The sequence below is a fragment of the Ralstonia sp. 22111 genome (assembly GCF_052045895.1).
GTDB lineage: Bacteria > Pseudomonadota > Gammaproteobacteria > Burkholderiales > Burkholderiaceae > Ralstonia > Ralstonia wenshanensis.
Map to the genome: position 1 here is coordinate 1,224,334 of NZ_JBQEPR010000001.1, position 23,422 is coordinate 1,247,755.

Annotated in this window: 24 protein-coding genes; 11 read left to right on the forward strand and 13 right to left on the reverse strand. The window is 62.6% G+C overall.

Features of this window, described 5'->3' with window-relative positions; all coding sequences use genetic code 11:
• Nucleotides 1-29: 29 nt before the first annotated feature.
• Both htpG and ACTJK4_RS05740 read left to right on the forward strand, forming a co-directional pair.
• Nucleotides 30-1,952, forward strand: a complete 1,923-nt coding sequence (gene htpG, locus ACTJK4_RS05735) for a molecular chaperone HtpG (protein ID WP_440816660.1) — start codon at nucleotides 30-32, stop codon at nucleotides 1,950-1,952.
• Nucleotides 1,953-1,960: 8 nt separating this feature from the next.
• A complete protein-coding gene (locus tag ACTJK4_RS05740; protein WP_440816662.1) occupies nucleotides 1,961-2,458 on the forward strand; it encodes a DNA-deoxyinosine glycosylase in 498 nt (165 codons plus the stop codon).
• A gap of 7 nt (nucleotides 2,459-2,465) precedes the next feature.
• Here ACTJK4_RS05740 and ACTJK4_RS05745 read toward each other — a convergent pair whose 3' ends face one another.
• On the reverse strand, nucleotides 2,466-3,260 hold the full coding sequence (locus ACTJK4_RS05745; protein ID WP_316868671.1) for a type IV pili methyl-accepting chemotaxis transducer N-terminal domain-containing protein: 795 nt from the start codon (nucleotides 3,258-3,260) through the stop codon (nucleotides 2,466-2,468).
• Nucleotides 3,261-3,279: 19 nt separating this feature from the next.
• Nucleotides 3,280-4,011, reverse strand: coding sequence for a type IV pili methyl-accepting chemotaxis transducer N-terminal domain-containing protein (locus ACTJK4_RS05750; RefSeq protein WP_232042354.1), 732 nt, complete (start codon nucleotides 4,009-4,011; stop codon nucleotides 3,280-3,282).
• Nucleotides 4,012-4,442: 431 nt separating this feature from the next.
• Between ACTJK4_RS05750 and ACTJK4_RS05755 the strand changes: the two genes are divergently transcribed.
• From ACTJK4_RS05755 to ACTJK4_RS05765, 3 genes are all read left to right on the forward strand, one after another.
• Entirely contained in the window at nucleotides 4,443-4,952 is a 510-nt protein-coding gene (locus ACTJK4_RS05755) for a DUF1993 domain-containing protein (RefSeq protein ID WP_433866732.1), read from the forward strand.
• Between the two features lie 202 nt (nucleotides 4,953-5,154).
• Entirely contained in the window at nucleotides 5,155-5,913 is a 759-nt protein-coding gene (locus tag ACTJK4_RS05760) for a tetratricopeptide repeat protein (protein ID WP_440816665.1), read from the forward strand.
• A gap of 8 nt (nucleotides 5,914-5,921) precedes the next feature.
• Nucleotides 5,922-6,800 (forward strand): spermidine synthase, encoded by an 879-nt coding sequence (locus ACTJK4_RS05765; protein ID WP_440816667.1) that lies wholly within the window; start codon nucleotides 5,922-5,924, stop codon nucleotides 6,798-6,800.
• Between the two features lie 67 nt (nucleotides 6,801-6,867).
• Here the strand turns inward: ACTJK4_RS05765 and ACTJK4_RS05770 are convergent, their stop codons facing one another.
• From ACTJK4_RS05770 to ACTJK4_RS05785, 4 genes are all read right to left on the reverse strand, one after another.
• On the reverse strand, nucleotides 6,868-7,266 hold the full coding sequence (locus ACTJK4_RS05770; RefSeq protein WP_440816670.1) for a nuclear transport factor 2 family protein: 399 nt from the start codon (nucleotides 7,264-7,266) through the stop codon (nucleotides 6,868-6,870).
• A gap of 163 nt (nucleotides 7,267-7,429) precedes the next feature.
• Nucleotides 7,430-8,605, reverse strand: coding sequence for a vWA domain-containing protein (locus ACTJK4_RS05775; RefSeq protein WP_232042359.1), 1,176 nt, complete (start codon nucleotides 8,603-8,605; stop codon nucleotides 7,430-7,432).
• Between the two features lie 16 nt (nucleotides 8,606-8,621).
• A complete protein-coding gene (locus ACTJK4_RS05780) occupies nucleotides 8,622-9,230 on the reverse strand; it encodes a GNAT family N-acetyltransferase (protein WP_232042360.1) in 609 nt (202 codons plus the stop codon).
• Between the two features lie 12 nt (nucleotides 9,231-9,242).
• On the reverse strand, nucleotides 9,243-10,139 hold the full coding sequence (locus tag ACTJK4_RS05785; RefSeq protein WP_440816673.1) for an AAA family ATPase: 897 nt from the start codon (nucleotides 10,137-10,139) through the stop codon (nucleotides 9,243-9,245).
• 300 nt (nucleotides 10,140-10,439) lie between these two features.
• Here ACTJK4_RS05785 and ACTJK4_RS05790 point away from each other — a divergent pair, with 300 nt between their 5' ends.
• Together ACTJK4_RS05790 and ACTJK4_RS05795 are read left to right on the forward strand one after the other, a co-directional pair.
• Nucleotides 10,440-10,808, forward strand: a complete 369-nt coding sequence (locus ACTJK4_RS05790; protein ID WP_316877973.1) for a c-type cytochrome — start codon at nucleotides 10,440-10,442, stop codon at nucleotides 10,806-10,808.
• Between the two features lie 11 nt (nucleotides 10,809-10,819).
• Nucleotides 10,820-11,218: a c-type cytochrome gene (locus tag ACTJK4_RS05795; protein ID WP_009238577.1), complete on the forward strand. Its 399-nt coding sequence runs from the start codon at nucleotides 10,820-10,822 to the stop codon at nucleotides 11,216-11,218.
• A 59-nt stretch (nucleotides 11,219-11,277) separates the two neighbouring features.
• On the opposite strand, the gene ACTJK4_RS05800 is transcribed toward ACTJK4_RS05795, so the two are convergent.
• Nucleotides 11,278-11,712 carry a DUF1841 family protein gene (locus ACTJK4_RS05800; RefSeq protein ID WP_440816676.1) on the reverse strand — a complete coding sequence of 145 codons (435 nt, stop codon included), beginning with the start codon at nucleotides 11,710-11,712 and terminating at the stop codon, nucleotides 11,278-11,280.
• A gap of 117 nt (nucleotides 11,713-11,829) precedes the next feature.
• Here ACTJK4_RS05800 and ACTJK4_RS05805 point away from each other — a divergent pair, with 117 nt between their 5' ends.
• Nucleotides 11,830-12,765 (forward strand): DMT family transporter, encoded by a 936-nt coding sequence (locus ACTJK4_RS05805; RefSeq protein ID WP_440816679.1) that lies wholly within the window; start codon nucleotides 11,830-11,832, stop codon nucleotides 12,763-12,765.
• Nucleotides 12,766-12,836: 71 nt separating this feature from the next.
• On the opposite strand, the gene ACTJK4_RS05810 is transcribed toward ACTJK4_RS05805, so the two are convergent.
• Both ACTJK4_RS05810 and ACTJK4_RS05815 read right to left on the reverse strand, forming a co-directional pair.
• Nucleotides 12,837-14,642, reverse strand: a complete 1,806-nt coding sequence (locus tag ACTJK4_RS05810; RefSeq protein WP_440816865.1) for a S10 family peptidase — start codon at nucleotides 14,640-14,642, stop codon at nucleotides 12,837-12,839.
• 141 nt (nucleotides 14,643-14,783) lie between these two features.
• On the reverse strand, nucleotides 14,784-15,170 hold the full coding sequence (locus ACTJK4_RS05815; protein WP_440816681.1) for a hypothetical protein: 387 nt from the start codon (nucleotides 15,168-15,170) through the stop codon (nucleotides 14,784-14,786).
• 79 nt (nucleotides 15,171-15,249) lie between these two features.
• Here ACTJK4_RS05815 and ACTJK4_RS05820 point away from each other — a divergent pair, with 79 nt between their 5' ends.
• Complete coding sequence (locus tag ACTJK4_RS05820; RefSeq protein ID WP_232042364.1) at nucleotides 15,250-15,837, forward strand: malonic semialdehyde reductase; 588 nt, start codon at nucleotides 15,250-15,252, stop codon at nucleotides 15,835-15,837.
• Nucleotides 15,838-15,897: 60 nt separating this feature from the next.
• Here ACTJK4_RS05820 and nth read toward each other — a convergent pair whose 3' ends face one another.
• Entirely contained in the window at nucleotides 15,898-16,542 is a 645-nt protein-coding gene (gene nth / locus ACTJK4_RS05825; protein WP_440816684.1) for an endonuclease III, read from the reverse strand.
• 14 nt (nucleotides 16,543-16,556) lie between these two features.
• The gene (gene rsxB, locus ACTJK4_RS05830) at nucleotides 16,557-17,387 is read right to left on the reverse strand and encodes an electron transport complex subunit RsxB (protein WP_322016426.1); all 831 of its coding nucleotides are present in this window, start codon (nucleotides 17,385-17,387) and stop codon (nucleotides 16,557-16,559) included.
• Between the two features lie 140 nt (nucleotides 17,388-17,527).
• Here rsxB and ACTJK4_RS05835 point away from each other — a divergent pair, with 140 nt between their 5' ends.
• Nucleotides 17,528-18,223, forward strand: coding sequence for a TetR/AcrR family transcriptional regulator (locus tag ACTJK4_RS05835; RefSeq protein WP_232042367.1), 696 nt, complete (start codon nucleotides 17,528-17,530; stop codon nucleotides 18,221-18,223).
• A gap of 71 nt (nucleotides 18,224-18,294) precedes the next feature.
• Here the strand turns inward: ACTJK4_RS05835 and ACTJK4_RS05840 are convergent, their stop codons facing one another.
• Complete coding sequence (locus tag ACTJK4_RS05840; protein WP_232042368.1) at nucleotides 18,295-19,566, reverse strand: polyhydroxyalkanoate depolymerase; 1,272 nt, start codon at nucleotides 19,564-19,566, stop codon at nucleotides 18,295-18,297.
• Nucleotides 19,567-19,771: 205 nt separating this feature from the next.
• A complete protein-coding gene (locus tag ACTJK4_RS05845; RefSeq protein ID WP_440816688.1) occupies nucleotides 19,772-20,968 on the reverse strand; it encodes an amino acid aminotransferase in 1,197 nt (398 codons plus the stop codon).
• A gap of 336 nt (nucleotides 20,969-21,304) precedes the next feature.
• Here ACTJK4_RS05845 and uvrB point away from each other — a divergent pair, with 336 nt between their 5' ends.
• Nucleotides 21,305-23,395, forward strand: coding sequence for an excinuclease ABC subunit UvrB (uvrB, locus tag ACTJK4_RS05850; protein ID WP_440816691.1), 2,091 nt, complete (start codon nucleotides 21,305-21,307; stop codon nucleotides 23,393-23,395).
• Nucleotides 23,396-23,422: the final 27 nt, after the last annotated feature.

A 23,422-nucleotide genomic window follows, 5' to 3' on the forward strand; every position in this document is an offset into this window, starting at 1 on the left:
TTCCACTTTCCAGACTTTTTATGCACACCATGAGCGCACCGCACGAGAAGATGGCTTTCCAGGCAGAAGTGAAGCAGCTTCTGCATCTGATGATCCACTCGCTGTACAGCAACAAGGAAATCTTCCTGCGGGAGCTGGTTTCCAATGCGTCGGATGCGGTGGACAAGCTGCGCTTTGAGGGCATCGCCAATCCGTCGCTGCTGGAGGGCGGCGGCGAGCTTGGCATCCGCATCGGCTTCGATGCCGCCGCGCGCACCATCACCATTGCCGACAACGGTATCGGCATGAGCCGCGATGAAGCCATCCGCAACCTGGGCACCATCGCCCGCTCGGGCACGCGCGAGTTCTTCAGCCAACTGTCAGGCGACCAGCAGAAGGATGCCGCGCTGATCGGCCAGTTTGGCGTGGGCTTCTACTCGGCGTTTATCGTGGCCGACCGCGTGACGGTGGAATCGCGCCGCGCCGGCGTGGGCGCCGATGAAGGCGTGCGCTGGGAAAGCACGGGCGACGGCGAATTCACCGTCGACACCATCGAACGCGGCGAGCGCGGCACCACCATCACGCTGCACCTGCGCGAGGGTGAGGACGATTTCCTCTCTGCCTGGCGCGTCAAGTCGGTCGTGCAGAAGTACTCGGACCATATCTCCCTGCCGATCCAGATGCGCAAGGAAGCGTGGGACGAAGAGAAGAAAGCGATGGTCGCCCAGGACGAGTGGGAAACCATCAATCAGGGCAGCGCGCTGTGGGCCCGCCCGCGCGCAGACGTGACGGACGATCAGTACATCGCGTTCTACCAGCACATCGCCCACGAAAATGGCAAGCCGCTCGCCTGGACGCACAACCGCGTGGAGGGCCGAAGCGAATACACGCAGCTGCTGTACATTCCGACCAACGCGCCGTTCGACCTGTGGGACCGCGAGCGCCGCAGCGGCCTGAAGCTTTACGTCAAGCGCGTCTTCATCATGGACGACGCCGAGCAACTGCTGCCCGGCTACCAGCGCTTCGTGAAGGGCGTGATCGATTCGGCTGACTTGCCGCTGAACGTCTCGCGCGAAATCCTGCAGGAAAGCCGCGACGTAAAAGCAATTCGCGAGGGCTCGACCAAGCGCGTGCTGGGCATGCTCGAATCGATGGCCGAGTCGGATGATGCGGCCGAGAAGGAAAAGTACGCCACGTTCTGGCAGAACTTCGGCCAGGTGCTCAAGGAAGGCATCGGCGAAGACCACGCCAACAAGGATCGCATTGCCAAGCTGCTGCGCTTTGCTTCCACACACAACGAAGACAGCGCCCAGACCGTCTCGCTGGCGGATTACATCGGCCGCATGAAGGAAGGCCAGGACAAGATCTACTACGTGACCGCGGAAAACTGGACGGCCGCCAAGTCGAGCCCGCATCTGGAAATCTTCCGCAAGAAGGGCGTGGAAGTGCTGCTGCTGACCGACCGCGTGGACGAGTGGATGCTGTCGTTCCTGCACGAGTTCGAAGAGAAGGAACTGGTGTCGGTGGCGCGCGGCGATCTCGACCTGGGCGCGTTGGAAGACGAGGCCGAGAAGGCCGAGCACGCCAAGGTGGAAGGCGAATTCAAGGCGCTGGTCGAGCGCGCCAAGGCGGTGCTGGGCGACAAGGCCAAGGACGTGCGGATCACGCATCGCCTGACCGATTCGCCGTCGTGCCTGGTAGCCGATGAAGGCGACATCAGCGGTACGCTGGCGCGTCTGCTCAAGCAGGCCGGCCAACAGGCGCCCGACAGCAAGCCCGTGCTGGAGCTGAACCCGACGCACCCGCTCGTGCGCAAGCTCGCGCTGCTGGAAACCGTGACCGGCAACGAAGCCGACCGCGCGGCGTTCGAGGATCGCATTCACGTGTTGTTCGATCAGGCACTGCTGGCTGAAGGTGGCGCGCTGACCGACCCGGCGGCTTACGTGCAACGCGTGAACCGTCTGCTGGCCTGACGACGAGCGTGACGCTCAAGCGGTGCTTCCCACCCGTGGTCGACGCGCACACGCGCGTGCTGATCCTCGGCAGCCTCCCCGGCGAAGCATCGCTTGCGCAATCACAGTACTACGCTTACAAGCACAACCAGTTCTGGCGCCTCGCCGGTGAGGTGATCGGCGAGGACTTGCCAGGCATGGAATACACCGCGCGCCTGCAAGCGCTGCTCGCGCATCGCATCGGCCTCTGGGATGTGGTGGCCGAAGCCAAGCGTGAGGGCAGCCTCGACAGCAAGATCCGCGACCATGCCGGCAACGACCTTGCCGGTCTGATTGCATCATTACCCGAGCTGAAAGTGATCGCCTTCAACGGCGGTACCGCCGCGCGCATCGGCATGAAGGCGTTGGGCGAGATCGGCGACCGGCACACCATCCTCAAGCTCCCTTCCAGCAGCCCGGCTTATGCGGCTGTGCCGTACGCCCAAAAGTTGGCCGCTTGGCATGCGCTGCGTGAGTGGCTGTCGTAGCGCTCTGCTATCTGGGCAGCCCCTCGTACAGGCCCGTTACGTCATCCATCACCTCAAGAATGCGCTCGCTGGTTGTAGCAACGTTGCGCAACTGCTCTGCGCGCGTGCCTTCTGTCTGCTTGAGCGCCTCGGCAAAGAACAGCCATTGCGTGCTGGCCAGCTGCAACTCACTGCTGATCGCTGCGGAGTTCTGCGGCGCAGACGTCAGGAATGCTTGAGCCGCCGTAAATTCCTTCATTGCTGAATCGAGATCCTGTGTCATCTGCGCAGAGGTAATGTCCCACGCGCGGAACATGCTCAGCTTGGCAATGCGCTGCGAGAGCATCCGCTGACGGCCGGCCACGTTGATCAGCTTGCCCGTTGGCGTGCCCGATTGTTTCTCCAGCAGCGCTGTGCCCTGTTGCGCGAGCTTCAGCACGTCGTCGCTGGCTTGGGCGATCTTCTTCGCATTATTGATGTTGGGCTCGCTGCCTGTCAGCAACTGCCTGTAGACGAGCCACGTCTGTTCAAGTTTGGCGTAGGTGTCCTTGATCTCGGGCGTGGGTGCGAATGCCTTCAACTCCGTAAGCTGCCGATCAAAGAGCGCGACGGACTGCTCGAGAATCTTCTTCGATCGTTCGACCTCCACGCCCAGGCCGATCTGGCAATACGCCTTGGCCATGCGCTGCGACAGCATGCGCTGGCGGCCCGCCTTGTTGATGGCTGCGTTGATCGTCAGCGGTTGCGCGCACGCGTTCCCGACCAGGCCTGACAGCAGGGCGGAGCACACAAGCAAGCGGATGAATTGCAGGTAGGGTTTCAAGCGGTTCTCCGTCTCATGATCAACGCAGCGACATGTGCCCGAACGTGCGCGATGCCGGGGTCGATGGCCGGCGTGCGCCCGCACCGGGCTGCGAGGCATCGTCGGTTCCGACGACATTGCGGATCAACTGGTCCATCTCCTGGATGATGTCTGCGAGCACCGTCGTAATGACGGAGAATTCACGCCCGTACGGCCCCGCACGCGCCGCCGAGACGCGCGCGTTCATGGCGACGATGTTGGCCTGCATCGAGATGCGTCCGAGGTGCGCGGCGATTTCTGCCTGGCGTTTGCGCAGTGCGACTTCGCACAGGTGCATCTCTTCTTGATAGGCCTGCGTGATAGTCTGCAGCAGTTCCAGCATGGGCGTGGCTTGCGCCACAAGCGCATCAAGAGACGGGTTGCGTTGGGCTGTGCTGGTCGACAAGGTGTCGATAGCGCTTTTGACCAGAACGATGAACTCGCGGACGCGCGCGTCACCACGCAGCTTGCCGAAGTACAGCTGACGCAGCGCTTCCGAGAATGCCCCGGGCAGGCGCGCATTGCCCTCGACAAGATCGGTGTGTGCCGACGCGAATGTCGCCAGGCATGAGCGCGCGATGTCGAGCGCAGCGGCGTGCCCCTGCGCGGCCAACACCATTTGCAGCACGATCCGCTGCGACAGCATGCGTTGCCTTCCGGACAGGTTGATCAGCTCGCCAATGGTCTCGACGGACACATCGGCCGCGGGGGCCGGGGTGGTGGAAGCGTTCATGTCGTGCCTTGCTCGTGGTGTTGAGGTTGACCCAGCCGCGAAGGCAAAAAAAAGCGCTCCGAAGCGAGCTGGCGACGCACCGGTTGCCCGGGTCGTGCCGTGTCGCCTCGGAGCGCCGTTGCCCCGAACGCTCCCTGCGGAGCGTGCCATCGCGATGTGCCAAGTTGGTTCGAGGCCGCCGTTGGCCCTGTCCTTGCCAATGCAATAGCCATGCCACGCGAGAGACGCAGGCGGCACCGTCGATCAGCACACGTCAGGAAGATCCGCCGCACTAATCTCGTGCCAAATGCCTCATGACGAAGCGTGCGGGTGCGTTATGCAGCGGCCGAATCGCTGGCCTACACTGTGCCCTGCGCAAGAAAGCGCGGCGCCGACGGATCGTGCAAAAGATCGTCGGGGGCACAACGATGGATACCGAGGAAATCACTTCCATGACCACACCTTCGATGTACGAGTTTCTGGTCCCGACCGTGAACCGCATGCTGGGTAACCTGTCGGCCCTGCTCGACAAGGCGGCTGCCCACGCAGAAGCGAAGAAGTTCGACCCGGCCAACCTGATGAGCGCGCGTCTGGCGCCGGACATGCATCCGTTCACGCGGCAGGTGCAGATTGCCTGTGACCAGGCCAAGGGCGGTGCGGCCCGACTGTCGGGCAATGAGGTGCCGTCGTACCCGGATGTGGAGACGACCATTCCAGAGCTGAAGGCGCGCATTGCCAAGACGCTGGAATTCGTCAACAGCATCGACCCTGCGGCATTTGCCGGCAGCGAAGATCGCCAGATCACGCTCAAGAGCCCGACGCGCGAGCTGCAGTTCACGGGCATCGATTACCTGCGCGGCTTCGTGCTGCCGAACCTGTATTTCCACATCACCACCGCTTATGCGCTGCTACGCCATAACGGCGTGGAGATCGGCAAGCTGGATTTCCTCGGTCGCCCCTAAGAAGCGCCTTGTTTGAAAGACAACGCCGGCTGCCTGACGACAGGCGCCGGCGTTTGTTGATGGGTCGGCTCCATGCGCGTTCGGGGGGGGGGCAATGCGCAAACGTTAAGTGTGCGTCACACCGGTGCCGCAGCGCATCTGTCACAATCGCGCCCGTGGCCGACGCGGGGGGTGTCGGTGCATTTCACTATCGGGCCTTCACATGCCGTTTTTCGGAATCGGGTTTCACGTCATCGTTGCGCTGTTTTTTGCAGTGCACGTGGTGCGCAACAACCAGAACATGTACTGGTTGTTCATCCTCTTTGCGTTTCCATTGCTGGGCAGCGTGGTGTACTTCTTCGCCATCTATCTGCCCGAGATGCGCCACTCACGCGGTGCGCGCGTCGCCGGCCGCGCGGTGACGCAACTGATCGACCCGAACCGCGCCGTGCGCGAGGCGCGCAATGATTTCGATCGCGCCCCGACCGTGCAACACCGCCTGCGCTTAGGCGAAGCCCTGCTGGAAGCTGGCAATGCCAAAGAGGCGCGCGAGCATTTCGAGCAGGCGGCTAAGGGGCCGTTTGCCGGCGACCCGGCCGTGCTGCTGGGCTTGGCCCGTGCGCAGTTCGCCACGGGCGATGCGGCACTTGCCAAGGGCACGCTCGACACACTGTTCGAAGCGCATCGGGTGATGCGCCAGCAGCCTGATCCGACATTGCTGTACGCACGCGCATTGGCCGCGACGAACGCACCGAGCACGCGCCAGGCATTCGAGCAAGCCCTGACCTGTGCGAACGACGCAGCGGCCCGTTGCCTCTTCGGCGAATGGCTGCTCGCGCAGAACAACGATGCCGACAAGCAGCGCGCCCAGGCCCTGTTTGAAGAGATCCTGCGCGACGCCAAGCATTGGACGCGCTATGCCAAAGACCACAATCGCGAGTGGCTGCAGCGCGCTGCTGCCGCTCTGTCTTCTTCCCGTTGATCCGCTTTATGACGCTGTTGAAACGTAAATCCATCGAGGCCGTCGCCTCGCGCCGCCCGGCACGCGCCAAGCGCGAAGACCGCCTGGACCACGATGACGAACCGAAGCGCATGGCCCCGCGCTTCGCGCCCGTCACGTTCTCTGAACTGGCGGGGGTCCGCTATCTGCACTTCGGTACCGAATGGGTGCAGGGCGCCATGCGCTTGTCCAAGCCCGACGCCATCGAACTGGAATACGCGCAGCAGATGATGGCGTGGCTGCTGTTTCTCGATCCGGCTGCGCGAGGCGCGGACTTCCACGTCGTGCAGCTCGGTCTCGGCGCGGCCGCGCTGACCAAGTTCTGCCATCGTCAACTCGCGCCCGCGAAGGTGACCGCAGTGGAGTTGAATCCGTCGGTAATCGTCGCGGCGCGCAGCATGTTCGGCCTGCCGTTCGACGACGCACGTCTGAGCGTGCTCGAACAGGACGCCTACGACTGGGTGATGGACGCCAGCCACCACGGCACCGTCGATGCATTGCAGATCGATCTGTACGACGCCACCGCGCGCGGCCCCGTGCTCGATACGCCGGCGTTCTACAAGGCTTGCCGCCAGGTGCTGCGCGCGCCGGGTGTGATGACGATCAACCTGTTTGGCGACCACACCAGCTTCCCGCGCAACATCGAGCGCATCTGCGACGCGTTCGACAATCGCGTGCTGGTCTTTCCCGAAGTGCACGACGGCAATGTGATCGCGCTGGCGTTCAACGGCCCGCCGCTGCACGTGAGTTGGGAAGCCGTACAGGCGCGTGCCGCCGCGCTGCAGGCCTCGCTCAAGCTGCCAACCAAAGGCTGGTCAGAAGGACTGCGCAGTGCCAATGCCGGCCAGGAAGACGCGCTGTCCATCTGAACTTTGCATGCCTCAATGCAAAACGCCCCGGCATTTCGGGGCGTTTGCTTTTTGTGCAGTGGCGCGCTCAGGCGGCGTCGCCCATGCCGGGCATCTGGTCGATGAAGCCGATCACCGCGTGCATGCGGGCATCTTCAATGCGCACAAAGTCGGTGCCCTTGACCAGCGCCTGGCCCTCGGGGCCGAGCGTCCAGCGGAAGCGGATCGTGTCCTGCACAACATCCACGCCGCCGTCGCGGGCAAAGCGGAAACCGGGGAACTTGGCCTGCACGCCGGCAATGAGGGCATCGATGCCCTCATGTCCGGTGCCTTGCATGAGAGGATCGACATACGTGGCGCCTTCTGTCCAGGTCTGCGCGACGAGCGCGCGGCGTTGAGCAGTTTCCGTCGCGTTCCACGCGGCAATATAACGGTCGACCAGCGTATCGGCGAGCGTGTCGTTGGCGGCGAGTTGGGTGGCAGTCATGGCGTTTCTCCGTTCGAAGAGGGGTGGCGAAATCGGGAAGCTCTGCGGCACGGTGATGCGCTTCCGTGCTGCATGGCTTCATCTTCGATGTCGGCGTGGATGGTGTCGATTACGCGGCAGGTAATCACCACATCCATGCCCGGAGAAACGCTAGGCGGGATCGTTACTTGGACAACAACCGCATCGCCGATTCCAACCCGGCAATCGTCACCGGATACATCCGCGTCTTCACGATCTGATTGATGACCGAGATGGACTGCCGGTATTCCCACAAGCCCTCCGGCTCGGGGTTCAGCCAGACGAACTTTGGAAACTGGTCGATCAGCCGCTTGAGCCACGTGGCGCCGGCTTCGGCGTTGTTGTATTCCACCGAGCCGCCTGCCTGCAGGATCTCGTACGGGCTCATGGTCGCGTCACCCACGAAGATCAGCTTGTAGTCGGGCGGGTATTTGCGGATGACATCCCAGGTGGAGAAGCGCTCCGCGTGGCGGCGCCGGTTGTTCTTCCACAGCCATTCGTACACGCAGTTGTGGAAGTAGTAATACTCGAGGTGCTTGAACTCGGTCTTGGCGGCGGAGAAGAGTTCTTCCACGCGTTTGATGTGGTCGTCCATCGAGCCGCCCACGTCCATCAGCATCAGCACCTTGACGTTGTTGTGCCGCTCGGGGCGCATCTTGATGTCGAGCAGTCCGGCGTTGGCGGCGGTGGAGTGGATCGTGTCGTCCAGGTCCAGCTCGATATCGGCTCCGTCACGCGCGAACTTGCGCAGGCGGCGCAGCGCCACCTTGATGTTGCGCGTGCCGAGTTCGACGGTGTCGTCGTAGTCCTTGTAGGCACGTGCTTCCCACACCTTGACTGCTGTGCGGTTGCCCTTCGATGGCCCGCCGATGCGAATGCCCTCCGGGTTGTAGCCGCCGTGCCCGAAAGGCGATGTACCGCCTGTGCCGATCCACTTGCTGCCACCCTCATGCCGCTCGTGCTGCTCGTTCAGCAATTCCTTCAGGCGCTCCATGAGCTTGTCGAGACCGCCCATGGCTTCGATCTTGGCCTTTTCCTCCGGCGACAGCTCGCGCTCCAGCTTCTTGGTGAGCCAATCCAGCGGAATGTCCGCGCGCCAATCCACCGCGCCTTCCACGCCCTTGAAGTAGGCGCCGAACGCCTGGTCAAACTTGTCGAAGTGTTTCTCGTCCTTCACCAGCGTCATGCGCGCCAGGAAGTAGAACTCGTCGAGCGACGGCGCGATGACCTGCTGCTTGAGCCCTTCGAGCAGCGTCAGGTATTCCTTGACCGAGACCGGCAGCTTGGCGTGCCGCAGCGTAAAGAAGAAATCGATGAGCATGGTGGTCCTCCGGCGCTCAGGCGCGCGGTTGCTCGAGCTTGTATTGCAGATGGCGTTTCACGGTCAGCCATTCCGATTCGATGATCGAAAACACGACCGTGTCGCGGAAGCTGCCATCCGGCATGCGTTGGTGATTGCGCAACACGCCGTCCTGCTTGGCGCCGAGCCGAGCGATGGCCGCGCGGCTCTGATGGTTCATCCAGTGCGTGCGGAATTCGACCGCAATGCAGCGCAGTGTTTCGAACGCGTGCGTGAGCAGCAACAGCTTGCTTTCCGTGTTGACGGCCGTGCGCTGGACGGATTTTGCGTACCACGTATGGCCAATTTCCAGCCGGCGGTTGGCCTCGTCCACGTTGAAAAAGCGCGTTGCTCCAACCACATTGCCGGGCTGCCCATCGTGCATCTCGCGAACGACGAAGGGCATGGCGCCCAGCCGCTCCCGCATGTCCAGTGCGACGGCCAACCAGTCACCAGTCTTGTCGGGCGAGGGCACGGACGTGTACCAGAGCTTCCACAGCTCGCCATCGGCGGCCGCGGCGCGCACGTCATCTACATGTTCTGGCCCGAGCGGTTCCAGCCAGGCGTGCTGGCCGGACAGCGTGACGGGCTCGATCAGGCGCGGCATGGTCGGATTCGCTCAGCGGTTGGCGCGGTTCATGAACACCAGGCGCTCGAACAGGTGCACGTCCTGTTCGTTCTTGAGCAACGCGCCGTGCAGCGGCGGAATCGCGGCGTTCTTGTCCTGACTGCGCAGCGATTCCGGCGGAATGTCTTCGGCCAGCAGCAGCTTGAGCCAGTCGATCAGCTCAGATGTCGACGGCTTTTTTTTCAGCCCCGGCAGGTTGCGCATCTCGTAGAACGCATCCAGTGCGGCCTTCACGAGCGCTGGCTTGATGCCCGGGTAGTGCACGTCGACGATGGCCTGCATCGTCTCGGCATCTGGAAACTTGATGTAGTGGAAGAAGCAGCGGCGAAGAAAGGCGTCGGGCAATTCCTTCTCGTTGTTCGAGGTGATGATCACCAGCGGGCGGTGCTTGGCGCGGATGGTTTCGCGCGTTTCGTACACGTAGAACTCCATGCGATCCAGCTCGCGCAGCAGGTCGTTCGGGAATTCGATGTCGGCCTTGTCGATCTCGTCGATCAGCAGCACGACAGGCTTATCCGCCTCGAAGGCCTGCCACAGCACGCCCTTGACGATGTAGTTGCGGATGTCGTGGACCCGGTTGCTACTTTCCTTGTCGCCCAGCTGCGAGTCGCGCAGGCGGGAGACGGCGTCGTATTCGTACAGGCCCTGCTGCGCCTTGGTGGTCGATTTCACGTGCCACTGCAGCAGCGGCATGCCCAGCGCAGCGGCCACTTCCTCGGCCAGCATCGTCTTGCCGGTGCCCGGCTCGCCCTTGATGAGCAGCGGGCGCTGGAGCGTCATGGACGCATTGACGGCGAGCTTGAGATCGTCGGTGGCGACGTACTGGTCGGAACCTTCAAAGCGCGAGCGCTGGTCGGATGGGGCAGGCGAGGTGGTGGTGGTGTTCATCGTGCAAGCCTACTGAGCGGTAAAAGATTTGGAAACGGCCAGTATAAGAGCATTTGCGTGTTTGACGCCGGGCGACAGCGGGGCGGGCGCGCCGTGCCATTCCTTGCTGTCAAGTCACGGGAGCCCTAACTGGACTGGCAAAAAAGCGGTGCGGTACAATGCGCCGGTTTGACGCACCTCAAATGACCGTCTTCTGGCTTGTTGCCAACGGCGGGTGAATGCGCCCAGCGAGACAGCCGGCTGAGACGAGCCAAGCCGGCGGGGCGAGCAGGATTCTGAAACTCCACGCTTAAGAACGAGATGAAAAAGATCCTCACCATGGTGGCCGCCTTGGGCACATTAGGCGCACTGTCCGCCGCAGCCAACAGCGCTGCCGCAGCCGACGTTCAGGGCAACGCTGCCGCCGCCGAAAACAAGGTCGCCATGTGTATCGGCTGCCATGCCATCCCCGACTACAAGACGTCGTTCCCCGAGGTGTATCGCGTGCCCTATCTTGGCGGCCAGAACGCCAAGTACATCGAAAGCGCGCTGCATGCGTACCAGAAGGGTGACCGCAAGCACCCGACCATGCGCGCCATCGCTGGCTCCCTGACCGACCAGGACATCGCCAACCTCGCCGCGTATTACTCGCAGCAGACGGCCGCCACCCAGAACAACCCCCAGAAGTGACGAGGAAGAACATGAAGAAGATCTCGCTCGCAATCTCGTTCAATCTGGGCGCGCTGATGCTGGCTGCGGCCGTGTCGGCACAGGCCGCCGATATTGAAAAGGGCAAGCAGCTGGTGGAGAAGGGCGCCTGCGTGGCCTGCCACGGTGCCGGCCTGAACGCACCGATCTCACCGGACTATCCGAAGCTCGCTGGCCAGCACGGCGACTACATCTACCACGCGCTGCTGGCCTATCAGACCAGCAACAACCCGCTGGTGGGCCGCAGCAACGCCATCATGGCGGGTCAGGTCAACAGCAACCCCGCCACGATCGGTGCCGACGGCAAGCCGCGTCCGTTCACGCAGGCGGAGCTGAAGGATATTGCCGCGTACATCGAATCGCTGCCGGGCTCGCTGGTACTCAAGAAGTAACGCGGCATCGCCGGTCAAGAAAAACCGCTCTTCGGAGCGGTTTTTTGTTGGCGTCAGATTCAGCGGGCGGTGGCGCGCTTGCGCACGCACTCGATATAGGCCTCGCCGTCGGGAGGCAGGCCAGTGCGCTGCGCCGTCCACAGCATCTGGCCCAGGCATTCCATCACCTGATGCTGCGCCTCGTGCGGCGAGTCGAGCCGCTGGGCCAGGGCTTCATACGCAGCCCGAATGCCGCGCGGCTGGTCCACTGACACCTGCTCGCTGATCGACAGGTGCATCGACAGGTGGAGGAACGGGTTGCTCTGGCCGCTTTCCGGCGTGTAGTCGCGAGCGAGGGCTTCTTCGCCGGCTTCCAGGGTGTCCTGGTATTCGGGATGCTGCAGCATCCAGTCGAGCGCCATGGCTTCGAGCGGCGTGAGGATTTCTGCCTGGCGGTGCTTGCGCCACGCGCCGCAGAAGAATTGACGGACTTCGTCGCGGGAGGGATTGAACATGATCCCGGTATTGTACCGGCGCGCCTCGATACCTGCCGGGTCGCTTCAGGAGACCGCAACGCTACAATGGCGCCCCGCACCTGCAGACGGCGAACCCAAACAAAAACGCCGCACCTCATGAGACAAGCCACCGATTCCTCCCTCGCAGCACGCGCCGCCGACAAGCTCCTCGGCGTGATGCTGATCGCCGTGTCTGCCGCATCCTTCGGCGCGATGGCGATCTTCACGCACTACGCCTATGCGAGCGGCGCCAATGTGGTCGGGCTGCTGATCGTGCGCTTCGTGATCGCGGCGGCGGCGCTGATGGTCGTGATGCGCGTTCGCCGCATCGGCATACCGCCTTGGTCGCGCGTGGCGGGGTTGGCGGCCATGGGCGGCATCGGCTATGCCGGGCAGTCGTTCGCGTTTTTTACGGCGTTGAACTACGCGCCGGCCAGCCTGGTGGCGCTGCTGCTGTATCTGTATCCGATGTTCGTGACGGTGCTGGCGGCGATTTTCCTGCGCGAGCAGTTGACCACCACGGCGATCATCGCGCTGGTGCTGTGCTCGGTCGGGGCGGGGCTGACGGTGGGTGGAGCAGGCCTGTCGGGTGGCAGCCTCCTCGGCATTGGGCTGGGTGTGGCCTCCGCGGTCATTTACTCGATCTACATCACGGTCGGTGCACGGGTCACGCGCGGGCTGGATCCACTGGCGTGCACGACCGTCATCTGTACCGCGGCGGCCGTCGTGTATACGGGGATGGCGTTGCTCGGCGCGCCGGCGCATCTGCCCGGCACGTTTGGTGGCTGGGTAGCGGCACTGGCAATCGCCGGCTTGTCGACGGTGGTGGCAATCCTGACGTTCTTCGCCGGCTTGCAGAAGTTGGGGGCCGCGCAGGCGTCGATGCTGTCGACGCTGGAGCCGGTGGTGACGGTGCTCCTGGCGGCATTGCTGCTCGGCGAGTCGATCGCGCCCATGCAGATGACAGGCGGCGCGCTGATCCTGGCGGGCGTGCTGTGGCTCACGCGTGCGGACGCGAAGCCTGGGGGTCACGGCGTGGATGACATGGCCTGAAGCCGAATCCTCGCTCCAACAAAAAACCGCCCAGCGTGAACTGGGCGGTTTTGCTTTCTGCCTTGAGGCGATTACTTCTTCTGCCCCGCCGGCAGGCGTTGCAGGCTCTGCACCCGCATCAGGGCCGGACGATCAGCCATCACGCCATCGTAGAACGAAGCCAGGTCACCTTTGAGCGCGGTGCGCGACGCATCGTTCAGATAGATCATGTGGCCCGACGGGTAATTCTTGATCGTCAGGTTCTTCGCCTTGAGCGTCGGGTCGAGCGGCATTTGCGCCAGCGTCAGCTCGGTCTGGTGGAACGGCGTGACCGCGTCGAAGTAACCGCTGGCCTGCAGCACTTTCAGGTCGGGGTTCAGGCTCATCGTCGAGGCAAGGTCGCCGGCGGTGTACAGCGTGTTGCCGCCGCCCTTGTTGGCGCCCGTCGGGTCGATGTGGCTGAAGTCCCAGTTGTTGAACACGGCGTCGTTCAGGTCCACGAACGACGAGGTCGACGTGTACTTGAGCTGGGTGTTCAGGTAGCTGTTCCACAGCACCGTATACGCGCCGCCGATGTTCGAGATCGACGGATCGTTGCTGCCCGAGTTCGGCAGGATGAACGGCGCGATGCCCTGGCCCGTGTAGTTGGCGCGGCCGTCATACTGGCCGATCTGGATGCCCGGATTCAGCGTCAGGAAGAACGTGTACGGCGGATTGTTGTTCTGCGACGGCACGTTGCCCAGGGCCGCCGGATTGCCGAACGTCTGGATCAGCGAGACCGGGTCGGTGCCGATGTACGAGCCCATCGTCTGTGCCGTCGCCAGATTCAGGTTCAGGCGCACGTTGACGAAGCCGCCGTCCGCGGCGCTTGGCGCTTGTGCCAGCGGTGCCAGCGTGTTGTCGGCGTAGTTGCGGGCCTGGACCATGTAGCTGTCGAGGTCGGTCGGTGCCGGATTGAGCGTCGTCTTCTTCCAGTAAAACGCATCGGCGGCCAGCGTCGGGAAAGTGCCCACGGCCGAGAGCGCGTTCGCGTAGTCGAGGATCGACGATTGCAGCGTGATCCCGTTCAGCTCGATGCCGTCTTCATGCAGCACCCACGACAGCACCGCACTGCGCGCCGTGCCATACGACTCGCCGTACAGGAACTTGGGCGAGTTCCAGCGCGAGTTCTTGGTCAGATAACGCTGAATGAAACGATCGATGGAGTGCGCGTCCTGATCGGTGCCCCAGAAGTCCTTGTTCTTGGCCGGTGCAATGGCGGCAGAGTATCCGGTGCCCACGGGGTTGATGAACACGAGATCGGACCGGTCGAGCAGGCTGTCCGGGTTATCGGGCAGCTTGTACGGCGCCGGCGGCGTGAAGTTCGGGAACGATGACTGAAGCCGCTTCGGCCCGAACGAGCCCAGCAGCAGGAACACCGACGACGAGCCCGGCCCGCCGTTATAGAAGAACGTCACCGGACGCGGCTTTGTCGGATCGGGATTGTCCTGCGTGTACGCCACGTAGAACATCGTCGCGTTCGATTGCGACGTGACCGGGTCGATGGTCGTCAGGTGCCCGGCGGTGGCCGTGTAGGCGATGCTCTTGCCGCCGATCGTCACCGTGTGGTGCGTGATGGCTGCACTTTCGCCGGGGTCGGCGGCCAGAGCGTCGTTCGGCCCGGTGCCGTAGACGTTCGGATCGACGTAAGGTTGGTCGGGCGGCACGGCGGCCGTCACCGGTTGCGTGGTTGCGTTGCCGGCGTTGGTGGCAACGCCGCTGGGGTTGGCCGCGGCGGACGAGTCGCCGCCGCCGCAACCCGCCAGCAGCACGGCTGACAGCGCTGCGGCCGCAAACGATACACCAAGGGTCCGGGACAATCCTGCAAAATCTCTGGTCGATAACCTGGATTTATTCATGGCGATAATGGCCTTCTTCAGGGTGACGAACGCCATCACTTAAAACGAATGGTTTTAAGTGGGCTCCATATTCGATTTGCGTTTTGTAATTTCTGTGCGACGCGAACCAAATATTATGATTTCCCGCCTTGTCGGCGGAAGCTAATTCAACTGGTTTTTTTTGGTAAAAGAAACCCCTGAAATCCGATTGGATTTCAAAAAAGAAACGATGTTGGGTTCAGGTCCGTAGGGTGTTTGCGCAAAGTCTGGCAAGGGCTGTGCGAAAACGTGGGGATGATTGCAGCCGCGCGCCTGGTTTAAAACAAGGCGCGAATCCGATACGTCCAACCCTGCGGGCAATACAATGACGAACAAAAAAGTAGTTCGTAAGCAAACCGTTGTAAAGGGCTCTTTTTTCATTGCGCGCGATGCGGTGTAAAAATGACCATGCCAATACCATGGCGCATCGCAATAGGTGCGATTAAATACAAACAAGGCATGCCGATTTTTATAAAGTCTGTGTGCGGCTGACGGGTGCCGGATGTCCATTCGGTGTGTGCAGGTGTCCCGCGCGCACGGAACCGGCGCATTACAATGCGCTCCTCAACTCTTTCCGGAGCACCCCGCAATGCCGATGCTTGAACCGTCCGCGCTGGACCAACTGTTCCACGCAGCCCGTACCCACAACGTGTGGCTGGACAAGCCGGTCGACGACGAACTGCTGCACACGCTGTACGACACCGTGAAGTACGGCCCGACCGCCGCGAACAGCACGCCGGCCCGCTTCGTGTTCGTCAAGAGCGCGGCCGCCAAGGAGCGCCTGATTCCGTGCATGTCGCCGGGCAATCAGGAAAAGACCCGCCAGGCGCCCGTGGCCGTGATCGTCGCCTATGACACGCAATTCCATGAACAACTGCCCAAGCTGTTCCCGCACACCGATGCGCGTTCGTGGTACGCGGGTGACCAGGCGAAGATCAACGCAGCCGCGCTCATGAACGGCTCGCTGCAGGGCGGCTACCTGGTGCTCGCCGCGCGTGCCCTGGGCCTGGACTGTGGCCCGATGGCCGGCTTCGATGCCGACAAGGTGAACGAGACGTTCTTCCCCGACGGCCAGTGGAAGGTCAACTTCATCATGAACATCGGCTACGGCGACGCGGAAAAGCTGCATCCGCGAAACCCGCGCCTGTCGTTCGAAGAGGCGTGCAAGATCGTTTGATCGACAACTGGTCGCGCAAAGAAAACGGGGACTCGCATCAGAAGCTGCGGTCCCCGTTTTTTATTCCTTCGGTGCCGGTGTCTTCGGCCTGAATTCGCACAGTGGCTCGATGGTGCAATGCCAGCACTCGGGCTTGCGCGCCTTGCACACGTAGCGCCCATGCAGGATCAGCCAGTGGTGCGCATCCTGCCGAAACTCTTCCGGCACCACCTTCAGCAGCTTCAACTCGACTTCCAGCACGTTCTTACCCGGTGCCAGCCCAGTCCGATTGGCCACGCGAAATATGTGCGTGTCGACCGCAATCGTCGGCTCACCAAAAGCCGTGTTCATCACCACGTTGGCCGTCTTGCGGCCCACCCCTGGTAGTGCTTCCAGCGCAGCGCGGTCACGAGGCACTTCTCCGCCGTACTGGTCGAGCAGGATGCGACACGTCTGCAGAATGTGCTTGCACTTGGTGCGATACAGCCCGATGGTCTTGATGTATTCCGTGATGCCTTCTTCGCCCAGCGCCAGCAGCTTGGCGGGCGTATTGGCCACTGGAAACAGCTTGCGCGTCGCCTTGTTCACGCCCACGTCGGTCGCCTGCGCCGAGAGCAGCACCGCAATCAGCAACTCGAACGGTGTGGTGTATTCCAGTTCGGTGGTCGGCGTTGGGTTGTTCTCGCGCAGGGTCTCGAAGATGGCGTGGCGCTTGGCGGAATTCATCGTCGGGGCAGGATTCAGTGGGTGTCTGCGTCGGGTTTGGTGCTGTGTTCGATCTGGCTGGCGATGCGCTTGCGGCGGGCTTCGGCTTCGTCAATCTGGGCTTGCACATCCGCCGACACGTTGGTCACATTGCGCGGACCTTGCCCTCGCGCGGCCATCTCGGCCTGCTTCTGACGCGCCCGTTCAATCGCAGCCTGGATGATCGCCTTCTTGCGCGCCTGCGCGGCGAGTTCGGCATCGTCGGCTGGTTGTTCGGCGCTGACTGCAGCGAGCTTGGCCGCGGCCTTGGCGGCGAGCCGCGCCTCGTTCTCGGCTTGTTCACGCTTGAGGCGTGCGTTGCGGAAGACGTAGCGGTCCCGCGCGACATCGGCTTGCTGCTGGCTCCAGGCATCCCAGCCCGTGCGTTCGCCGGTGACGGGGACCATGTCGATGCAATCGACAGGGCAGGGCGGCACGCAGAGGTCGCAACCGGTGCACCAGTCTTCAAGCACCGTGTGCATCGCCTTGGGTGCACCGACGATGGCATCGACGGGGCACGCCTGAATGCACAGCGTGCAGCCGATGCAGCGTTCCGGGTCGATGACGGCGATGGCGCGAGGCTGTTCGATGCCGTTGGACGGCTCAAGCGGCAGCAGCTCACCCGTGCGGCCGAGTGCGTCGGATAGCCGGCGAATACCTTCCGCGCCGCCGGGCGGGCAGCGATTGGGCAGGGCCTCGCCGTTGGCCATGGCTTCAGCGTAAGGGCGGCAGCCGTTGTAGCCGCACTTGGTGCATTGCGTTTGCGGCAGGAGGTTTTCGAGCCGGTCGGCCAAGGATGCGGCCACTGCGGAGACCAAGGAAACCACGATGGGACTTGTTGTTTGAATAGCTTGCCATTATCGCCGATTTGGCCCCCGCGCAAGGCGTGCATGCCCTGACGTGGCATACGGCGGGCATGTATCAACCCTATGACATAATTCCTGCGTTCTAAACGGACCGAGGTGCCATGCCGTCTCACCAAGCCGCACCAATCGCCGACATCGAAGCTGATGCTCATGGCGAATCCGCCGCACCCCGCACGCGTCGCGACCCCGCCGGCACGCGCCGACGCATCCTTGCTGCTGCCATCGAGGAGTTCTCGCGGGGCGGTTTTGCCGGTGCCCGCGTCGACGCCATCGCCCGTCGTGCCGAGACCAACGAGCGCATGCTGTATTACTACTACGGCAGCAAGGAAAAGCTCTTCCTGACCGTGCTCGAACATATGTATTTCCGCTTCAAGGAGGCGGAAGAGCAAGTGCAGATCGAGTCGTCGGACCCGCGCGAGGCGGTCGTCCAGCTTGCCCGTTTCGTCTGGGACTTCTATTACGAGAACCCCGAGTTCATTCGTCTGCTCAATAGCGAAAACCTGCACGAGGCGCGGCATCTGAAGACGTCGCCGCATCTGGTTGAGCTGGTCAATCCGGTCATCGAGGTGCTGCGCGGCGTGGTGGAGCGTGGCCAGCGCAGCGGCATCTTTCGTGACGACGTTGATGTCTCGCGCCTGTATCTGACGATCTCGGCGCTAGGTTATTACGTCCTGTCCAATCGCTACACGATCAGCGCAGTGGTGGGCCGCGACATTGCCTCGGCTGATGAACATGAGGCGTTCGCACAACTGCATATCAAGATGCTGCTGGCGTATCTGGATCGGCCCAAGGACTGATCGGCTGAAACGTCGTCGCGCAACAAAAAAGCCTCGCGGTTGCGAGGCTTTTTTTTCTTGGTGCGTCGGGCTTAGGCGACAGCCTTGATGCGCGGAGTGTTCTCGTCGTAGCGGCGAATGAAATCACGCAACTGCGGATACACCTGCTCGCGCCAGCGGCGGCCCGAGAAGATGCCGTAGTGGCCGCATTTGGGCGCCGTCAGGTGCTGCCTGCGCGCGTTCGGGATGCCGGTGCACAGGCCATGCGCGGCTTCGGTCTGACCGCTGCCTGAGATATCGTCCAGTTCGCCTTCGATGGTGAAAAGCGCAGTGCTCTTGATGTCCTGCGGACGCACCGGCTTGCCTTCCACCACCCACGTGCCGTTGGCCAGATGGAATTCCTGGAACACGTCGCGGATGGTTTCCAGGTAATACTCGGCGGCCATATCCAGCACGGCGTTGTACTCGTCGTAGAAGCGCACGTGGGCTTCAGCGTCTTCCGTGTCGCCCTCGATCAGGTTCAGGTAATAGTCGTAGTGGGATGACAGGTGACGGTCCGGGTTCATCGCCACGAAGCCGGCGTGCTGCAGGAAGCCTGGATACACTCTGCGACCGTGGCCCGGATAGTTCGCAGGCACCGTGTAGATCACGTTGTTCTCGAACCAACTGTGCGACTTGTTGGTGGCCAGCGAATTGACGGCGGTCGGGCTCTTACGGGCGTCGATCGGGCCGCCCATCATGGTCATGGTGCGCGGTGTCTTCTCGCCGTCCGAAGCCATCAGCGAGATGGCGGCCAGCACGGGCACGGTCGGCTGACACACTGAGATCACGTGCAGCTTGTCGGCACCGATGTGATTGATGAACTCGCGAATGTAGTTGATGTAGTCCGACAGGTGGAAGGCACCTTCTTCGGTCGGCACCATGCGGGCGTCGATCCAGTCGGTCACATACACCTTGTGGTCCTGCAGCAGCGTGCGCACGGTGTCACGCAGCAGCGTGGAGTGGTGGCCCGACAGCGGCGCACACACCAGCACGATCGGCTCATCCTTGAGCAGCTTGATGGTCTCGGCGTCGTCGGCGTAGCGCTTGAAGCGGATCAGACGGCAGAACGGCTTCTCGATGATCGTCTGTTCGACGATGGGAATGTCGCGGCCGTTGGACTTGACGGAGCGGATGCCGAATTCCGGCTTCTCATACTCCTTGCCCAGGCGGTACAGCAGCTCGTAGCCTGCAGCGTAGCGTTGCGCGCCGGGCATCAGGGAGAGCGGACTCAGTGGGTTGGTAAAGGTCTTGGCGGTCGCTTGGGCCCAAGCCGTCATGGGGCTGAGCAGGGCGCGCTGGAATTCGTGAAGCTGGTAAAGCATGGCTGGACCGGTCCGTGGTGGCGAGGGCGACGCAAATGATTATGCACCTAGGTGCAGATTACTGCGATGCAGCATAAACCCTGATAACAGAGTGTTGCACGGCTTCTATGATGCGCCCGTGTCAGTCTAGCCCCATGCAGCAAAAAAGCGGCCGAAGCCGCTTTTCTTTTTGCAATTGCACCTAAGGCGTGACGCCTACGGCACCTTACAGAACGTCGGCGATGGCATTCACCACGGCGTCGATGTTGTGCGTGTTCAGCGCGGCCACGCAGATGCGGCCGGTCGACACGGCGTAGATGCCGTGCTCGTTGCGCAGGCGATCCACTTGAGCGGAGGTCAGACCCGAATACGAGAACATGCCGCGCTGGGCTTTCACGAACGAGAAGTCGGTTTTCACGCCCTTGGCGGCCAGCTTGTCGACGAGTGCGTTGCGCATCGACTTGATGCGGTCGCGCATTTCGCCCAGTTCCTGTTCCCACATCGCGCGCAGCTCGGGGCTCGTCAGCACGCTGGCGACGATCGTGCCGCCGTGCGTCGGCGGGTTCGAGTAGTTCGTGCGGATCACGCGCTTGACTTGCGACAGCACGCGGGTGGCTTCGTCCTTGCTGGTCGTCACGATCGACAGCGCCCCGACGCGCTCGCCGTACAGCGAGAACGACTTCGAGAACGAGCTGGAGACGAAGAACGGCAGGCCGGATTCGGCAAACAGGCGCACGGCCAGGCCATCTTGCTGGATGCCGTCGGCAAAGCCTTGGTAGGCCATGTCCAGGAACGGAATCAGGTTCTTGGCCTTGATGACTTCCACGACCTGCTTCCACTGCTCGGTGGTCATGTCCACGCCGGTCGGGTTGTGGCAGCAGGCGTGCAGCACGACGATCGTGTTCGGCGCGTAGCTGTTGAGCGAATCCATCATGCCGGCGAAGTTCAGGCCGTGCGACGGGGCATCGTAGTACGCGTAGTTGACGACTTCGAAGCCGGCCGACTCGAACAGGGCGCGGTGGTTTTCCCAGCTCGGGTCGGAAATGGCGACCTTGGCGTCCGGGTACAGGCGCTTGAGGAAGTCGGCACCGATCTTCAGTGCGCCGGTGCCGCCCAGGGCTTGTGCGGTGACCACGCGGCCTTCGGTGATCAGGGGCGATTCAGCGCCAAACAGCAGCTTCTGCACGGCCTGGTCGTAGGCAGCGATGCCTTCGATCGGCAGGTAGCCACGCGGGGCAGCGGCGGCCAGGCGGGCCTTCTCGGCTTCCTGCACGGCGCGCAGCACCGGAATTTTCCCTTCGTCGGTGAAGTACACGCCCACGCCCAGATTCACTTTGGTGCTGCGGGTATCGGCGTTGAAAGCTTCATTCAGGCCCAGGATGGGATCGCGCGGAGCCAGTTCGACGGCAGAGAAAAGCGACATGAGATGTCTCGATCGGTTGGTTCGGAATTCGGTGGGATCTTGCAGGCGGTGCGGCGCGGACTCCGGGGCGGGTCGCCCGGCGCCAGATGTACAACGAGGCGCGCACGAGGATAGATTGTACCGAATACAGGCTCTAATCGCCTGAAAAATCCTTGCAGAACAGGCGCCTAAAGCGTTTGAACGGCCAGTACAGATGTGCGGGCCCCGCCGTCCAAACGATTGCTCGGGCTGCGCGCTACACTAGACGATTGGTTGCAATTGCCGCTGCCGCCCTCACTTTCCGATGGCGTGCGAGTCACTTTGTCGACTTCCCGCGCTGCCATCCTACCCGCCGCCATGACCGATCTGAGCCAAGTCCCCAGCCCGCACGATGAGTCGAAGTTCGTGACTTTCGAGGGCTCGCCATTCCAGTTGTACCAGCCGTATCCGCCGGCCGGCGACCAGCCGGAGGCGATTCGCCAGCTCGTGGAGAACATTGGCGACGGCCTGTCGTACCAGACGCTGCTGGGTGTTACGGGCTCGGGCAAGACGTTCACCATGGCCAATGTGATCGCGCAGGTGGGGCGACCGGCCATTGTGTTTGCGCCCAACAAGACGCTGGCAGCGCAGCTGTATTCGGAATTCCGCGAGTTCTTCCCGCGCAATGCGGTCGAATACTTCGTCTCGTACTACGACTATTACCAGCCTGAGGCCTATGTGCCGCAGCGCGACCTGTTCATCGAGAAGGATTCGTCGATCAACGAGCACATCGAGCAGATGCGGCTGTCGGCCACCAAGAGCCTGCTGGAGCGCCGCGATGTGGTGATCGTGGCCACCGTTTCGGCCATCTACGGTATCGGCAACCCGAGCGAATACCACCAGATGATCCTGACGCTGCGCGCGGGCGACAAGGTCAGCCAGCGTGACGTGATCGCGCGCCTGATCGCCATGCAGTACACGCGCAACGAGACGGATTTCCAGCGCGGCACCTTCCGCGTGCGCGGCGACACGGTCGACATCTTCCCCGCCGAGCACGCAGAAATGGCCGTGCGCCTGGAGTTGTTCGACGACGAGGTTGAGTCGCTGCAGTTGTTCGATCCGCTGACCGGCCGCGTGCGGCAGAAGATCCCGCGCTTCACCGTCTACCCGTCGAGCCACTATGTAACGCCGCGCGAGACCGTGTTGAAGGCCATCGAGACCATCAAGGTGGAACTGCGTGAGCGGCTCGATTTCTTCTACAAGGAAAACAAGCTGGTGGAAGCGCAGCGGCTGGAACAGCGCACGCGCTTTGATCTGGAGATGTTGCAGGAGCTCGGCTTCTGCAAGGGCATCGAGAACTACTCGCGGCATCTGTCGGGCGCGGCACCGGGCGAGGCGCCGCCGACGCTGGTCGACTACCTGCCGCCCGATGCGCTCATGTTCCTCGATGAATCGCACGTGCTGATCGGCCAGCTCAACGGCATGTACAACGGAGACCGTGCACGCAAGGAAACGCTGGCCGAATACGGCTTCCGCCTGCCTTCGGCGCTCGACAACCGGCCGCTCAAATTTGCCGAGTTCGAGACCAAGATGCGGCAGGTGACGTTCGTGTCGGCCACGCCGGGGGATTACGAAAAGAAGACCGCCGGCACGGAAGTCGTCGAGCAGGTTGTGCGCCCGACCGGCCTCGTCGACCCGATCATCGAGGTGCGGCCGGCCACGACGCAGGTCGACGATCTGCTGTCCGAGATCCATGTGCGCGTCGAGGCTGGCGAGCGCGTGCTGGTGACGACGCTCACCAAGCGCATGGCCGAGCAGTTGACCGAGTTCCTGTCGGAGAACGGCGTCAAGGTCCGCTACCTGCATTCCGACATCGACACCGTGGAGCGCGTGGAGATCATCCGCGACTTGCGGCTCGGCACGTTCGACGTGCTGGTCGGTATCAACCTGCTGCGCGAAGGGCTGGATATTCCCGAGGTGTCGCTCGTGGCGATCCTGGATGCCGATAAGGAAGGCTTCCTGCGTGCCGAGCGCTCGCTCATCCAGACCATCGGCCGCGCCGCGCGGAACGTGAACGGTACCGCCATCCTGTATGCGGATCGCATGACCGACTCGATGAAGAAGGCGATTGGCGAAACTGAACGCCGCCGCGCCAAGCAGATCGCCCACAACGAGGCGCATGGCATTACGCCGCGCGGCGTCGTCAAACGCATCAAGGACATCATCGACGGTGTGTACAACGTCGACGACGCGCGCGCCGAACTGAAGGCCGCGCAAGAGGCTGCCAAGTACGAGGACATGAGCGAGAAGCAGGCGTCCAAGGAAATCAAGCGCCTGGAAAAACAGATGCTCGACCACGCCAAGAACCTCGAATTCGAAAAGGCGGCAGCGGTGCGCGATCAGCTTGCCAAGCTCAAGTCGCAGCTCTTTGGGGCAAGCGGCGAAGACCATATCGTTCCGGCTGCCTGAACTGCGCGGCCACGTGCATTGTGAGAG